Genomic DNA, 16,362 nt, shown 5'->3' with positions numbered 1-16,362 from the left:
GCTTAATTTTACAAATTTGGTTATAATAAGATTAATTAAAAAGGGAAAGGAGTCATGCTATCAAAAACGAAGCTAAAATTGAACGTCTTTATGATAAGAGTCGTCGTGGCTTTCTTCGTGGAATCTTTAGTCGTGCTACGATTATCTTCTTAATCATCTTACTGCAGCTTGTTGTTGTGGCCATGTCTTACCTCTGGTTGCATCAATATAGGATACACCTGCAAGTTACAGAAGTAGTCCTTCGTATTCTGGCCATTATTTATCTCTTTCAAAGTGATATGGAGTCGACGGCTGTAAATACATGGCTCCTGATAGTCTTGCCTTTCCCTATTATCGGAACCTTGCTCTTGGCTTATACGAAACTTGATATAGGTTACACAGGGATGAAGCGTGCTATTCAGAGCAATATTGACCGCAGTTCTGGTATTCTGAAACAAGATAATCAGGCCCTCGAAGAGCTTAAACAGCGTCACACCAGCAACTATAACTTGGTCCAATATCTTGAAAATGTGAACGGTTCCTTTCCAGTTTATCGTGACACGAAGACGACCTATTTCCCAAGTGGTGAAGCCAAGTTTGAGGAAATGAAGAAACAGCTCCTTAAAGCAGAGAAGTACATTTTCTTGGAATATTTCATCATTGGTGAAGGTGAAATGTGGGGTGAAATCCTAGCAATCTTGAAACAAAAGGTTCAAGAAGGGGTGGAAGTTCGAGTCCTGTATGACGGTATGAATGAATTTTCAACTTTGAGTTTTGACTATAAGAAACGATTGGAAAAAATTGGCATTCAATCTCGAGTTTTTGCATCGGTAACCCCTTTCCTGTCAACCTATTACAATTACCGTGACCATAGGAAAATCTTGCTGATTGATGGTAAGGTTGCTTTCACAGGCGGGGTTAATTTAGCTGACGAGTATATCAACAAGATTGAGCGTTTCGGTCATTGGAAAGATACTGCCTTGATGCTGGAGGGCCCAGCGGTTGATACTTTTTTAGTTCTCTTTCTTCAGATGTGGACCTATTCTAACGAAACTTTAGATGTTACGCCGTATATGGTTGAACATAAGGCGTTTGATACCCCTGGCTTTGTTGTTCCTTATGGGGATATTCCATTGGACAAGGATAAAGTTGGTGAGAATGTCTATATTGACATCCTTAACCATGCGCGTGATTTTGTTCATATCATGACACCTTATCTTATTTTGGATGGTGAACTACTCCATGCTCTCAAGTTTGCGGCTGAGCGTGGGGTAGACGTTAGTATCATCATGCCTGGTATTCCTGATAAAAAATCAGCTTACTACCTAGCTAAGACCTACTACCCAACACTGCTAGCCTCTGGCGTTAAAATCTATGAGTACACACCTGGATTTATTCATGCCAAGATCTTTGTAAGTGATAATAGTCGGGCTGTTGTAGGAACGATTAATTTAGATTACCGAAGTCTATATCATCATTTTGAGTGTGCGACCTATCTCTATAGGACTTCTTCGGTTCTTGCTATTGAGGAAGATTTCCAAGCGACAAAAGACCAGTGTCACCGAGTCAGCACGACTGACGTTGAAAAACTTCCATTCCATCAAAAGGCCTTAGGCTTATTGACCAAACTAGTGGCGCCATTGATGTAATGTCAATTTTTGTAAGAAGAGGGTTGAGCCCTCTTTTTTTATAGTATAAAATAAAGATAATGAAGTCGAAGGAGAAAATGATGTTAACCATTCGTCCAGCCAACTTGGCTGATGCACAAGCTATTCAGGTCATCTATGCACCCTATGTTGAGAAGACGGCCATTACCTTTGAATATGAAGTTCCCAGTGTTCAAGAATTTGAGAATCGTATCAATAAAACCCTTGAAACTTACCCTTATCTGGTCGCTGAAGAGGATGGACAAGTTCTCGGATATGCCTATGCTTCAACCTACTATGCCCGGACAGCTTATAATTGGACAACTGAATTGTCCATCTATTTGCATGAAGATGCCCGTGGTCGAGGTCTGGGAAGTCAGCTCTATGATGCTCTTGAAGAGGAACTTGAACAACGGGGCTTTTTGCGATTCTTAGCCTGTATTGCTGTTCCGAACGAGGCTAGCATTGCTATGCATGAAAAACGTGGTTATGTCCAAGTTGCTCATTTTCCAAAAGTGGGCTACAAGTTTGAGCAATGGCATGATATTGTCTGGATGCAAAAGACCTTAGATGGTCCTGTCAGGAAAATACGGTAGGAGGCTAGAAATGTCTAGTCAAAGTCGACAAATTGATTGTGTCATTTGCCCACGCCAGAATGATACTAATAATTGAAAAATCGTAGAAAAAGCTCTGAACTGTGAGCTAATTTCTTTGTACTAAAGGAGCCTATATGTCCCAAGAAATAAGTGCCCGGCTATTGCCTCAGAAGCCGTCTAAATGGGCTAAAATTCTACTTAATCGTAAGGTACCTATTTTCCTGTTTTTCTTACTAGAATTGGCCTTTCTTGTCTTTTCATATATTAGCCTACAAGAGCATTTCCCATCCATTATCTTATGGGAACACTTATTGAGTGTTTTTACCTTTTTATATTTGCTCAATCGTTCCATGGACTCCCGTTCCAAACTTTCTTGGTTGATCATCATTGCCCTCTTTCCCATTTTTGGGACCGCCTTGCTCTATTTTTCGCTAGCTGATTTTGGTGTCAGACGTTTGAAAAAGCGTCTTGTGGAAGCTACTCAGCAAACTTCCGACTATTTGGCTACCGAGCCAGAGGTTGAGGACTATCTGCCTCATAGCGATAGGCAACTGCAAAGACTGGCTTATTTTCTGGAGCATAGTCCTGCTCATTTTCCAATTTATAGAGATACTAAAGTGACTTATTTCCAACTTGGAGATGATATGCTTCCGGCCTTGTTGGAGGATCTGAAAAAGGCAGAGCGTTATATCTTTATGGAGTATTTCATCATTGATGAAGGCATCATGTGGGGAGAGATATTAGCCATCTTGGAGGAGAAGGCTAAGGCAGGACTGGACGTTCGTGTTATGTTTGATGGGATGAATGAGATGACCACCTTATCCTACGATTATATCGAGAGGTTACACAAGGTTGGTATTAAAGCTCAGACCTTCTCGCCAATTAAGCCAGTTTTATCGACCTATTACAACTATCGAGACCACCGAAAAATAACAGTGATTGATGGTCAAGTTGCTTATACTGGTGGCGTTAATATCGCTGACGAGTATGTTAATAAACGAGAACGCTTTGGCCATTGGAAGGACACGGCCCTTCGCTTAGATGGTTCAGCAGTTCAAACGCTAAAAGCTCTCTTTTTGACCATGTGGACAGTGACTGGAATAGAAGATAAAACGGATATGGAGCACTATCTACAAGAAAAACCTCAACAAAGAAAGAGTCAGGGCTTTGTACTCCCTTATGGCAATTCACCGCTGACCTACCACAAGGTTGCCGAAAATGTTTATTTACATCTTCTGAATACATCAACTAATTATGTCTATATCATGACGCCTTATCTGATTTTGGATGATGAATTGGTCAGAGCCATGACCTTTGCGGCCAGACGAGGTGTAGATGTTCGTATCATTATGCCAGGGATTCCAGATAAACAGTATGCCTTTGATATTGCGACGACCTATTTTAAAGTCCTCTTGGATGCTGGCGTCCGTATTTTCCGTTATACCCCAGGCTTTGTCCATGCTAAAGTTTATGTTTCTGACGCCAAACAAGCTGTGGTAGGTACCATTAACACTGATTACCGGAGTCTCTATCAAAATTTTGAAGATGGGGTCTATCTCTATAAAAATCTGGAAGTGCTTAACATAGAACAAGATTTTGAGAAAACCCAGGCGCTCTCAGAGGAAGTCACTCTGGAAAGTTTGTCAAAAATGCCTATAGCACATCGTCTAGGTGGCTATCTCTTTTCTCTGATTGGACCATTGATGTAAAAAAGAAGAAATCATATGGATACAAACATTCTTTTGAAATTGTTAGAAGACCAAGCTGATTCAACGAAAGTCCCAGCAATGGAAGCTTATATGAAAAATAAATTCAGCTTTCTTGGCGTTCAAAAACCAATTCTCAAAAAGATTGAAAGAGAGTTTTTTAAGCCTTTCATAAAAAATCCAATTGATTGGACTTTTGTGGAAGAGTGTTGGCAGCAACCTTACCGTGAGTTTCAATATATTGCTATGGATTATCTGGATAAAAAGAAGAAGGAGCTTAGACCTGAAGATTTTCCAAAGCTAAAGGAATTGGCTCAAACCAAATCATGGTGGGACAGTATAGATCAATTGGACCTTATCATCGGAGAGGTTACTTTTCACTATCCAGAAACCAAGAATATCATGCGCCAATGGAGTCTTGATGAGGATTTTTGGTTGAGACGTATTGCCATTGACCACCAGCTTATGCGTAAAGATTTGACAGATACTGCTCTCCTAGCAGAGGTTATCTGTAACAACTTTGGGCAGACAGAGTTTTTCATTAATAAGGCTATCGGTTGGAGTTTGCGCAATTACTCAAAGGTAAATCCTGATTGGGTTCGGGCTTTTATTGATCAACATGCTAGTCAAATGGCATCTCTTAGCATTCGTGAGGCAAGTAAGTATTTATAGAAATCAAGAGCTTGACTCTGTCGTTCAATATGCTAGAATAGAAACATGCGATGAGTCGATTGGCTCTTTGGAGCCTTTTGCGCTGAGGAGGTCTACATTAGATTGTAACGCAGGAGCGGACCTTGAGTAGTTGTGTGAACCTGCTACTCTCATCGAAAGATGCCTCCTATCCCTTACCATTTGGTAGGGGCTTTTCTTTATTCTTGGCCTTTTAACCCTTTTCAACTGGGCTTAAACGTAGTATAATAGATTCACTAAACTAAATTGATAGAAAATTCCGAAAGAGGTTTTACTATGGGATACACAGTTGCTGTTGTCGGTGCTACAGGTGCCGTCGGTGCTCAAATGATTAAAATGTTGGAAGAATCAACACTTCCAATCGATAACATTCGCTACCTTGCGTCTGCTCGTTCTGCAGGCAAAGTCTTGCAATTTAAAGGCCAAGACGTGACCATCGAAGAAACGACTGAAGACGCATTTGAAGGTGTAGATATTGCACTTTTCTCAGCTGGTGGATCTACCTCTGCTAAATATGCACCATACGCCGTTAAAGCTGGTGCAGTAGTCGTTGATAATACATCATACTTCCGTCAAAACCCAGATGTACCATTGGTTGTACCTGAGGTCAATGCACATGCGCTTGATGCTCACAACGGTATTATCGCTTGCCCTAACTGTTCAACGATTCAAATGATGGTTGCCCTTGAGCCAGTTCGTCAAAAATGGGGCTTGGACCGTATCATCGTGTCAACTTACCAAGCCGTATCAGGTGCTGGTATGGGAGCAATCCTTGAAACACAACGTGAGTTGAAAGAAGTTTTGAATGACGGCGTTAACCCACGTGATGTTAAAGCTGAAATCTTGCCATGTGGTGGCGATAAGAAACACTTCCCAATCGCCTTCAATGCTTTGGCTCAAATCGACGTCTTCACTGAAAATGACTACACTTACGAAGAAATGAAGATGACAAACGAAACTAAGAAAATCATGGAAGACGATAGCATTGCCGTATCAGCAACATGTGTACGTATACCAGTCTTGTCAGCTCACTCAGAGTCAGTTTACATTGAAACAAAAGAAGTGGCACCAATTGACGAAGTGAAAGCTGCTATTGCAGAATTCCCAGGTGCAGTCCTTGAAGATGACGTTGCTAACCAAGTCTACCCACAAGCCGTTAATGCTGTAGGTTCACGTGATACATTTGTCGGACGTATCCGTAAAGACTTGGATGCTGAAAAAGGTATCCACATGTGGGTTGTTTCAGATAACCTCCTTAAAGGTGCCGCTTGGAACTCAGTACAAATCGCAGAAACACTTCACGAACGCGGCTTGGTTCGCCCAACTTCAGAATTGAAATTTGAATTGAAATAGGGAGCGAAACAGAAATCAGTAACTCGAAGAGTTTGATTTCTCCTTCGCTTTTATACCAACCCCCGCACAGTTGATTAGGAAGTACGAATGTTGTAGACATGAGTAGTTCCAATCAATCACTGCGTTATGATTCAGGAATCAGTAAGGATTTAGTTTTGTATTCAAATACTAAATTCAAGCTGAATCCTATAAAGCAGAGAGACTTCTCTCTGTTTTTTTGTGTTTTGACTATCATATTGAAACAGTCAGTTCTCACGTTTTCAGAAAATTGTTAACTTATCTGTCTGTCTGGTCAAAATTATGGTAAAATGGAAAGGATTAGAAAACGGTTGAAGGAGAATATTATGTCAATTGATCAATTAAGAGATGTCAAACTGATCACAGCCCTTATTACACCTTTCCACGAAGATGGCTCTATCAATTATGATGCGCTTCCAGAATTGATTGAGCATCTTTTGGCTCACCATACAGAAGCTCTTCTTTTGGCGGGGACAACAGCTGAAAGTCCAACACTTACTCACGATGAGGAGTTGGAACTCTTTGCGGCTGTTCAGAAAATCGTTAATGGACGTGTGCCATTAATTGCTGGTGTCGGTACCAACGATACACGAGACTCTATCGAGTTTGCCAAAGAAGTTGCCAAATTTGGTGGTTTTGCAGCTGGTCTTGCTATCGTGCCTTACTACAACAAGCCATCACAAGAAGGTATGTACCAACACTTCAAAGCTATTGCAGATGCTTCTGATTTGCCAATTATCATCTACAACATCCCTGGTCGTGTGGTTGTTGAAATGGCTCCTGATACCATGCTTCGTTTGGCTGAACATCCAAATATTATCGGGGTTAAAGAATGTACCAGCCTTGCTAATATGGCCTACCTTATCGAACATAAACCAGAAGATTTCTTGGTTTATACCGGTGAAGATGGGGATGCCTTCCACGCTATGAACCTTGGAGCTAACGGTGTTATCTCAGTAGCCTCTCATACAAATGGTGATGAGATGCATGCCATGCTTGAAGCTATTGAAAATAGTGACCTCAAGACAGCAGCAACTATCCAACGTAAATTTATTCCTAAAGTTAACGCTCTCTTCTCAGTACCAAGTCCTGCACCTGTCAAGGCTGTTCTTAACCATCTTGGTTTTGAAGTTGGACCACTTCGTTTGCCATTGGTTGCATGTACTTCAGAAGAAGCTAAACGTATCATTAAGGTTGTCCTTGAAGAAGATGTCGAAGCAACACGTGAGACAGTTACAGGTGTCGTTCGTCCAGATTATTAAGAAAATGAAGTTGAGCAGCTTGCTCAGCTTTTTTTAGTTGAAGAGGTTAAATCTCACAAAATAAGCTGATATAGGGTCTAAAAGCAGTTTTCTATCATGAAAATTGGCTTTTTTTGATATAATTATAGTTAGTGTGCTTAAAAAGAAAGGAAGTTTCATGAATCAACTTGAACAAAAACTTGAGCAGGATTTTGGTATTGTTTTTAGCCAAAAAGACCTCTTAGAAACAGCATTTACCCATACCTCATATGCCAATGAGCACCGCCTCCTAAACATTTCACATAATGAACGTTTGGAATTTTTAGGAGACGCGGCTCTGCAATTAGTCATTTCTGTTTATCTTTACAAACGTTACCCTAACAAGCCAGAGGGAGAAATGTCTAAGATGCGCAGTACTATCGTTCGCGAAGAGAGTTTGGCAGGATTTACGAAGGCTTGCGGTTTCGAGCAGTATATCCGTCTTGGTAAAGGGGAAGAAAAATCTGGTGGACGTGAACGTGCCACTATCCTTGGTGACCTCTGGGAGGCCTTCCTCGGTGCCCTTTATTTGGATCAAGGTTTGCCTGCTGTTGAGAAATTCTTGAATCAGGTCATGATTCCTCAGGTTGAAAAGGGGAACTTTGACCGCGTAACAGACTATAAGACAGCCTTGCAAGAGCGTCTTCAGGTCAATGGTACGGTTGATATTACTTATACTGTTATCGATGAGTCTGGACCAGCTCATGCTAAAGAATTTACTATGCAGGTAGCTGTTGATGGTAAGGAACTCAGCACAGGTCTTGGAAAATCTAAGAAATTAGCTGAACAGGCAGCGGCTAAGGCTGCCCTTGAACAACTAGGAAATTAAGCATGTATTTGAAATCAATTGAAATGCAGGGCTTTAAATCCTTTGCGGATAAGACGCAAGTCGTCTTTGACAAGGGAGTAACAGCCGTTGTAGGTCCAAATGGATCGGGAAAATCAAATATTACAGAGAGTCTACGCTGGGCTTTGGGAGAATCCTCTGCCAAGAGTTTGCGTGGGGGCAAGATGCCTGATGTTATTTTTGCAGGTACAGAGGTTCGTAAGGCACTCAACTATGCAGAAGTGGCAGTTACTCTTGATAATAGTGATGGCTTTATCGTGGGTGCTGGTGAAACCATTCGTGTGGAGCGTCACATTTATCGAAACGGTGACAATGATTACTTGATTGACGGTCGTAAGGTTCGTCTACGTGATATTCATGACCTTTTCATGGACACAGGTTTAGGGCGTGATTCTTTTTCCATTATTTCCCAAGGTCGTGTTGAGGCTATTTTTAATGCTAAACCCGAAGAGCGCCGCGCTATTTTCGAAGAAGCTGCTGGCGTTCTTAAATATAAAACACGTAAGAAGGAGACCGAAAGCAAGCTTAATCAAACTCAAGATAATCTTGATCGTTTGGAAGATATCATCTACGAGCTAGATGGTCAGGTTAAACCACTTGAAAAGCAAGCAGCTACAGCCAAACGTTATTTGGAATTAGATGAGGAACGTAGACAGACTCAGCTTAACCTTTTGGTCCACGATATTGAAGTTGGTAAGTCTGAGTTGAGCCAGACTCAAGAGGATTTGGCAGAGGTCAAGGAAAAATTAACCAGCTATTATGAGGAACGTCATCGTCTAGAGACTGAAAACCAAGAGCTCAAGCAGAAACGCCATCAAATTTCAGAACAAATTTCTTCTGACCAACAAACCTTGGTGGATGTCACACGTCTTATTAGTGACTTTGAGCGCCAAATTGATCTCTATACCATGGAGAGTCAGCAACGTTCAGAGAAAAAAGAAGAAACAGAAGCTCGTCTCAGTGAGCTAGAGAGTTTGAAAGCTGAAGCTCAGGCATCTCTAGATAAGGTTAATCATCGCCAAGTCGAATTGAATGCGGAGTTGGAAACTATTGCCCAAGAGTTAGTTGCTATTCAAAAAGAACTGGAGCAATTTTCTGATGATCCAGATACGCTTATTGAACGTTTACGTGAGGACTATGTCAGTCTGATGCAGGAGGAAGCTAAGGTTTCCAACAGTTTGACTCAGGTTACTCACGACATGGATAATCAGACTCAAGCACTAGAGGCACAGGCTGAAGAATATAAACAAGCTCAGGCAGACTTGCTTTCCGCTCAGGAAGTAGCTAGCGAAGCCCAAAAAGCTTATCAAGCAGCCCAAGCCAGTCTTCAAAGCCTCCTAGCTAGCTACAAAGAAAAGGCTCAGGCTTATCAAACTATTGATAAGGACTATCAAGAGGCTCAAAAGCAGATGTTTGACCTCATGGATCACCTTAAAAGTAAAGATGCCCGTCGTCAAAGTTTAGAGTCTATCCAAAAAAATCATTCTAACTTCTTTGCAGGGGTTAAGGCTGTCCTTCAAAATGCCCAATCTATTCAAGGAATTATTGGCGCTGTCAGTGAACACTTGACCTTTGATACGCGCTATCAGACAGCTCTTGAGATTGCTATGGGAGCCAGCGGGCAAAATATTATTGTCGAGGATGAAGCGGCTGCTAAGCGCTCGATTGACTACTTGAAGCGTAATCGTCAGGGACGTGCGACCTTCTTGCCGTTGACTACTATTAAACCACGTCAACTTAATGGACAATTTGCTCAAAGTCTTGCCAATGCACCAGGCTTTATTGGTATGGCTTCCGATTTGGTTACCTATAAGGACCGCTTATCTAATATTTTCCAAAACCTCCTAGGGGTAACAGCAATCTTTGATACCATTGACAATGCTAATAAAGCGGCTCGAGCTGTTCGTTTCCAAGTGCGTATGGTCACTCTTGACGGTTCTGAAATTCGCCCTGGTGGTGCCTTTGCTGGTGGTACCAACAAACAAAACAATAACCTCTTTATCAAGCCTGAACTGGATGCATTGACTTCTGAAATTAACCAGATTAAGGCTCAATTAAGTGATAGTGAATCCAAAGTTGAAGCCCTCAAAATCAAACGTAAGGCTCTACAGAAAGAGCTAGAAGACCTTAAGGTAGATGGTGAAAATGCTCGTCTGCAAGAGCAAAAACTAGACTTAGAACACCAACAAGCCTTGTCAGAGGCGGAGAAAAATCAAAACCTAGTGGATAGTTTCAAACAGGATTCTCAGGGAACTGATGGGGCAAATCTTCAAGATAAGGCTGAACAACTTAAAGCAGAGTTAGCACAAATTGCATCCAAGCGTGAGACCATTAACGACCGTATTGAGGCTATTAAGGAAGACAAAGACGCACTTGGCCAACAAAAACAGGTTCTCTTAGACAAGCAATCTGAACTTCAGTTGAAGGAACGTGATTTGCAAGCAGAATTGCGTTTTGCTAAGACAGAAAGTAATCGTCTTCAAGCCGACTTGTCTGAGTTAATGAAGGAATCGGATAGTCTTAAAGCGCTCCTTAATAACCAGGTCAATGATGACCAAACTGACCGCCTTCCGCATTTGCAAGCACAGCATAAAGAAGCTGTCCAACGTAAGGACGATTTGGAGCAAGCTCTTGTCCGTGCCAAGATTCAGGTGCAAGATTACGAAGGTCAGTTGGAAGACTTGGAGGAGCGTTTGGCTAAAGCTGGCAATCGTAACGAGGACTTGATTCGTCAGCAGACTCGCTTGGAAGAACGTGAAAGTCAGATTAGTCAATCGCTTCGTAAGTTTGCGACTCAGTTGGCTGAAGATTATCAGATGACACTTGAAGTCGCCAAAGGTCAGGCTAGTCCTCTTGACAATGTCGAACAAACACGCCAGAATCTGCAAGGTCTTGAGCGTTCGATTAAAGCTTTGGGTCCGGTCAATGTGGATGCTATTGCCCAGTTTGAAGAGGTTAAGCAACGTCTTGATTTCTTGAACGGACAAAAGGATGATTTGCTCGAAGCTAAGAGTCTCCTTCTGAATACCATAAATGATATGGATGATGAAGTGAAATCACGCTTTAAAGCAACCTTTGAGGCTATCCGAGAAAGCTTTAAACAGACCTTTACCCAGATGTTTGGTGGAGGTTCAGCAGACTTGATTTTGACCTCAGATAATCTCCTAGAGGCTGGAGTAGAAATTTCTGTGCAGCCTCCAGGTAAGAAAATTCAATCGCTTAACCTTATGTCTGGTGGTGAGAAGGCCTTGTCAGCTCTTGCCCTTCTCTTTGCCATCATTCGTGTTAAGACCATTCCATTTGTAATCCTTGACGAAGTAGAAGCGGCTTTGGATGAAGCCAATGTTAAACGCTTCGGTGACTACCTTAATCGTTTTGACAAGTCTAGTCAGTTTATCGTAGTTACCCACCGTAAGGGAACGATGTCTGCGGCAGACTCTATTTATGGGGTAACCATGCAGGAATCAGGTGTCTCGAAAATCGTTTCGGTCAAACTAAAAGACCTTGATTTAGACTAAAAATAGATTATATTTTCATGAAAGATAGTTGATAGCTTTATCACTATCTTTTTTCGGCTCTTTGTCAACTGTAGTGGGTGACGAAAAGCTAACATCTAGAGAGGACCAGATAGGTCTTCTCTTTTTGTATATTCAGAGTGATGAAAACACGCTTTCTAAAGTTGATAAAATTTTTAAAACCGAAGCCCAGACGTTTAATATCTTTGATAAGCTTATTGGTCCCCTCCAATTTTGCATTTGAGTAATGTGTTTCTAGTGCATTTTTGATGTATTGTTTATGTTTACGAAAAGTCCTAAAGACTGTTTTGAAGTAATGATTGACCTTGCTTATATTCTCCTCTATGAGTTCAAAAAACTCATCCCCCCTCTTCTCCTGAAAGTGAAAAAGCAAAAGCTGATAGAGATTATAATAATTGGTGAGTTCTTCTGAGAAATTCAGTGTCTTCTCAACGACTTCATGTGGGCATAATGTTTGATGGAAGGTCTTTGAGTAAAAAGGGTTGAGAGATAACTTACGGCTGTCCTTTTGGAAGAGTCTCCAGTGATTTTTTAAAGCTCGATAAGGTAGCGACTTCTTATCAAACTGGTTCATAATCGCAATTCTTGTCTTTAAAAAGGCTCGACCAAGGTGCTGAATAATGTGAAATCGATCAAGAACGATTTTGGCGTTTGGAAAGAGCTTGCGAGCCAGTGGCATATAAGCTCCAGACATATCCATAGTGATAAACTGTACCTGTTGTCGGACTTTCAATGGATACTTCAAAAAGTAGTTTCGTATAGTAGTTTGGCAGCGATTATCAAGTATAGTTATGAGTTCGTTTGTCTCATAGTTCTGTGCCACAAAAGCCAATTCCCCTTTCTTGAAGCCAAACTCATCCCAGGACATAATAGCTGGGAGTTTGTCATAATGTTCCTTGAAAGTAAACTGGTCGAGTTTACGATAGACAGTGGACGTTGACACGCGAAGTCTTCTGGCAATATCCGTTAATGACACCTTCTCAGTTAGGAGTTGTGTAACCTTTTGTCGGACTAGATTGGAGATTTGGCAGTTTTTCTCAACGATAGATGTCTCAGCTACCGTGACTCGTCTACAACTTTTACACTGGAAACGACGTTTTTTCAGACGTAGTAGTGTTGGAGTTCCAGCTTGCTCAAGAAGAGGGATTTTAGAAGGCTTTTGAAAGTCGTACTTGATCATCTTTCTATGGCAATGAGGACATGATGGTGCAGGGGAATCGAGTTTTGCTTGAATCTCGATATGAGTATCAGTTTCAAAAACAAGTGAAATATTGATATTTTGGTCTTTAATTCCGATTAATTCTGTGGTATTCTTAATAAGTCTCATAAGTTCTTCCTAATGATGGTTTGGTTGCTTTTCATTATAGTTCTTATGGGACTTTTTGTCTGCATTCAAAAAGCTCTATAATCTCTACAGTAGTTTTACCCACTACAGAAATTATAGAGCCCTTTTTTCATAGTCTCAAAAAATTTGTAAGGACTTTCAGAAAAACATTAAGTTTGCGCTTTCAAAATTACGCAATCGATTGCGTAAAATGGCTTAACAAAGGCTATGATTAGGATTTTAGGGTTTATGAGAGAGAGGGTGACTTGTCATTTTGCACTGACATGTTACAATATTTAAGGAAATGTCATATGGGGATATGGTGTTTTTTGAAGTTAGTTATAGTGTATGTGTTAAGATACGATTTTCTGGACACATTTAGGCTTTGAGTAAACAAGTCTAAGAAGTCTTCTTTCGAGCAAAAAATCCAGGCTGGGAAACCTGGATTTTTTCTTTGTCTTTATTATTTTATTGGTCACCTTTCTCAGCTTGAGATTTGGCTTGTTTGATACGAGCATTTACCCAGCCTTGCATGATAGCCCCAAAAAGGATAGCGTCAAAAATGCCTGACAGGATATTTCGGACTGAGAATAATTCTGTCAAATAGTCTTTATGATTAACTAGTAATTGAATCAGGGGCATGCCTAAGAACATATATACGCCAAAGTATAAACCTGACTTAAGGCCCGCATGTTTAAGTTGCTTTTGTTCTTTCTCAGTCAGTTCTTCCTCGTCAATAGCGTTTACAGCACTCATCTTAAACTTATAAGTAAGGACACCGCTAACTACCAGAATGATAGTCAAAAGTAAGATAGGATAAATACGGGCCACTAGTTCGGGATACTTAAAGCTTAGAAATAAGGCAATACAATTACCAAAAATTAAAATATAGAAGAGAACAACGAAAGCCATGTTACCCATTCGATCAACCTGTTGGCGCTTTTGTTCATCTAAAGGGCCTGTGATACCGTAAAAACGTTTAATGAGTTTGTCAGTGAAAGTTTCTTTAATCATGATTTACCTCTTTCTATCTTATATCTCTATTCGCAATTTCCATCCCAAAAGAGACCGTTAAGATCTGTGTCTAGTGCTTTAGCTAGATTTAGACAGAGCTCCAGTGTTGGGTTATACTTGTTATTTTCGATCATGTTAATGGTCTGTCGGGAAACGCCAATAGACTTTGCAAGTTCTAATTGTGAAAGCCCCATATTCTTTCTAAATTCCCTGACATGATTCATAATGGGCCTCCTTCTGAAAGACAAGCTAATGTGTTGCTGTAAGTCGCAATTTATTAATTATGTCAACTTTATCTGACATAATTGTAGCACGTTTATATAGGTATGTCAATTATCTTAGACATATTTTCCATTTTGGCATTAACTAAAGGTTTCTTTGTCAGCTCTTGAAAGCTTTTTGTTTTTTTGGTAAAATTGATAGTAATTGAATAGAAGTCGTAGAGACTAGTAACCTTATGGAAATTGACAGGGATTGGGGGCCATGGACTGGAAGCCTCCTCAAGGGAAGTTTGGCGAATTCACTCATGAAAACGACTGGCGAATCAAGGTCTGGGTAACCAGATAAAAAACGGATGGTACCGCGTGTCAACGCTCCGGGTTGGAGTTTTGGCATGTGGTTTTTTGTTTGCGATTCGAAATTGTTACATCAGAAAGGAATCTCATGGATTTACAAACACAATTGCAAGAGTTGAAAACATCAACGCAGGCTAAATTGGCTGAAATGCGTGGTGAACACTCTAAAGAATTACAAGAATTGCGTGTTGCAGTTTTGGGTAAAAAAGGCTCTTTGACGGATCTTTTGAAGGGGCTTAAAGACCTTCCTAATGAAGAACGCCCTAAAGTTGGTAAAATGGTCAACGAAGTTCGTGACGTTTTGACGGAAGCTTTTGACGAAGCCGCTAAAGTTGTTGAAGCCGCTAAAATTCAAGCTCAACTTGACTCTGAAAGTCTTGACGTAACCCTTCCAGGACGCCAAGTCAAACTTGGTAACCGTCATATTCTTAGCCAAACAGCTGAAGAAATTGAGGATATTTTCTTGGGTATGGGCTTCCAAATCGTTGATGGTTTTGAAGTTGAAACAGATTACTATAACTTTGAACGTATGAACTTGCCTAAGGACCATCCAGCGCGTGACATGCAAGATACTTTCTATATTACGGAAGAAATTTTGCTTCGTACTCACACAAGTCCTGTTCAAGCTCGTACACTTGATAAACACGATTTTTCTAAGGGTCCTCTTAAGATGATCTCACCAGGACGTGTTTTCCGTCGTGATACCGATGATGCGACTCACAGCCACCAGTTCCACCAAATCGAAGGTTTGGTCGTTGGTAAAAACATCTCAATGGGTGATCTTAAGGGAACGCTTGAGATGATTATTCAAAAAATGTTTGGTGCAGAACGTCAAATCCGTTTGCGTCCTTCTTACTTCCCATTCACTGAACCTTCAGTTGAAGTTGACGTGTCATGCTTCAAGTGTGGAGGTAAAGGATGTAACGTATGTAAAAAGACAGGTTGGATTGAGATCCTTGGTGCTGGTATGGTTCACCCACAAGTGCTTGAGATGTCAGGTGTTGATTCTGAAGAATATTCAGGTTTCGCCTTTGGTCTTGGTCAAGAACGTATTGCCATGCTTCGCTATGGTATCAACGACATCCGTGGTTTCTATCAAGGGGATGTTCGTTTCTCAGAACAGTTTAAATAAGGTTTAGGAGGTTGTCATGTCAGTAGTTATTCGTAAGGTTCTTCCGGAAGAAGTAGCAGAATTAAAAGTTATCTCCGAAGACACCTTTAGAGAGACTTTTGCTCATGATAACACCGAGGCCCAGTTGCAAGGTTACTTCGACTCCGCACTTTCTGAAGAAGTTCTCTTAGATGAAATCACTCATGAAGAATCGCGATACTTTTTCATTCTCGTTGATGGTGAAAAGGCAGGTTTTCTAAAGACCAATGTTGGTTCTGCTCAAACAGAGCAGCATTTGGACAATGCATTTGAAATTCAACGAATTTATATCAGTCAGGCCTTCCAAGGCATGGGTTTGGGTAAGCAACTCTTTGAATTTGCATTGCAGGAAGCCCGTGATCTAGGTTGTGATTGGGCCTGGTTGGGTGTTTGGGAAAGAAATTTCAAAGCACAGATTTTTTACGATAAATATGGCTTTGAAAAATTTGCAGAACACAATTTTCCGGTTGGTGACGGTAAAGTAGACTGTGACTGGTTGCTTAAATTAAAACTATAAACCGATTATTAAGTTGATAGAGAGGAGTTTATAAGGCGATTAAACGTGTCAGTTCGTCTTTCTCTTATATCAGCTATACATATTCCTATATTACAGAAAGGATTTGAATACGACCTCAAAGTTCGAGATTA

General features: G+C 40.8%; 12 protein-coding genes and 1 pseudogene. 10 read left to right on the top strand and 3 right to left on the bottom strand.

Annotation, left to right across the window (positions count from 1 at the left end):
- Positions 1–77 precede the first annotated feature (77 nt).
- The 8 genes from cls (NYE32_RS06130) (at position 78) to smc (ending at position 11,633) form a co-directional block, all read left to right on the top strand.
- The gene (gene cls / locus NYE32_RS06130; RefSeq protein ID WP_171968077.1) at positions 78–1,628 is read left to right on the top strand and encodes a cardiolipin synthase; all 1,551 of its coding nucleotides are present in this window, start codon (positions 78–80) and stop codon (positions 1,626–1,628) included.
- An 80-nt stretch (positions 1,629–1,708) separates the two neighbouring features.
- On the top strand, positions 1,709–2,221 hold the full coding sequence (locus NYE32_RS06125) for a GNAT family N-acetyltransferase (RefSeq protein ID WP_037611427.1): 513 nt from the start codon (positions 1,709–1,711) through the stop codon (positions 2,219–2,221).
- A 134-nt stretch (positions 2,222–2,355) separates the two neighbouring features.
- Complete coding sequence (gene cls / locus NYE32_RS06120; protein ID WP_045768600.1) at positions 2,356–3,930, top strand: cardiolipin synthase; 1,575 nt, start codon at positions 2,356–2,358, stop codon at positions 3,928–3,930.
- Positions 3,931–3,945: 15 nt separating this feature from the next.
- Complete coding sequence (locus tag NYE32_RS06115) at positions 3,946–4,599, top strand: DNA alkylation repair protein (protein WP_038676220.1); 654 nt, start codon at positions 3,946–3,948, stop codon at positions 4,597–4,599.
- Between the two features lie 294 nt (positions 4,600–4,893).
- Positions 4,894–5,970, top strand: a complete 1,077-nt coding sequence (locus tag NYE32_RS06110) for an aspartate-semialdehyde dehydrogenase (protein ID WP_060973253.1) — start codon at positions 4,894–4,896, stop codon at positions 5,968–5,970.
- Between the two features lie 344 nt (positions 5,971–6,314).
- A complete protein-coding gene (gene dapA, locus NYE32_RS06105) occupies positions 6,315–7,250 on the top strand; it encodes a 4-hydroxy-tetrahydrodipicolinate synthase (RefSeq protein WP_048790454.1) in 936 nt (311 codons plus the stop codon).
- A gap of 157 nt (positions 7,251–7,407) precedes the next feature.
- The gene (gene rnc, locus NYE32_RS06100) at positions 7,408–8,097 is read left to right on the top strand and encodes a ribonuclease III (RefSeq protein WP_002885331.1); all 690 of its coding nucleotides are present in this window, start codon (positions 7,408–7,410) and stop codon (positions 8,095–8,097) included.
- A 2-nt stretch (positions 8,098–8,099) separates the two neighbouring features.
- Positions 8,100–11,633, top strand: coding sequence for a chromosome segregation protein SMC (gene smc, locus NYE32_RS06095; protein WP_060973254.1), 3,534 nt, complete (start codon positions 8,100–8,102; stop codon positions 11,631–11,633).
- Between the two features lie 95 nt (positions 11,634–11,728).
- Here smc and NYE32_RS06090 read toward each other — a convergent pair.
- The 3 genes and pseudogenes from NYE32_RS06090 to NYE32_RS06080 all read right to left on the bottom strand — a co-directional run bounded on the left by NYE32_RS06090 (position 11,729) and on the right by NYE32_RS06080 (position 14,213).
- A pseudogene (locus NYE32_RS06090) lies at positions 11,729–12,978 on the bottom strand (ISL3 family transposase).
- A 465-nt stretch (positions 12,979–13,443) separates the two neighbouring features.
- The gene (locus NYE32_RS06085; protein ID WP_156685136.1) at positions 13,444–13,989 is read right to left on the bottom strand and encodes a DUF3278 domain-containing protein; all 546 of its coding nucleotides are present in this window, start codon (positions 13,987–13,989) and stop codon (positions 13,444–13,446) included.
- Positions 13,990–14,015: 26 nt separating this feature from the next.
- Complete coding sequence (locus NYE32_RS06080; RefSeq protein WP_156685135.1) at positions 14,016–14,213, bottom strand: helix-turn-helix transcriptional regulator; 198 nt, start codon at positions 14,211–14,213, stop codon at positions 14,016–14,018.
- Between the two features lie 439 nt (positions 14,214–14,652).
- Here NYE32_RS06080 and pheS point away from each other — a divergent pair, with 439 nt between their 5' ends.
- Together pheS and NYE32_RS06070 are read left to right on the top strand one after the other, a co-directional pair.
- A complete protein-coding gene (gene pheS, locus NYE32_RS06075; protein ID WP_004182138.1) occupies positions 14,653–15,696 on the top strand; it encodes a phenylalanine--tRNA ligase subunit alpha in 1,044 nt (347 codons plus the stop codon).
- A gap of 16 nt (positions 15,697–15,712) precedes the next feature.
- Complete coding sequence (locus tag NYE32_RS06070; RefSeq protein ID WP_110981468.1) at positions 15,713–16,231, top strand: N-acetyltransferase; 519 nt, start codon at positions 15,713–15,715, stop codon at positions 16,229–16,231.
- Positions 16,232–16,362 lie beyond the last annotated feature (131 nt).

The organism is Streptococcus sp. FSL R7-0248 (assembly GCF_037967965.1).
GTDB lineage: Bacteria > Bacillota > Bacilli > Lactobacillales > Streptococcaceae > Streptococcus.
This window is presented reverse-complemented; position numbering and strand designations above follow the sequence as displayed.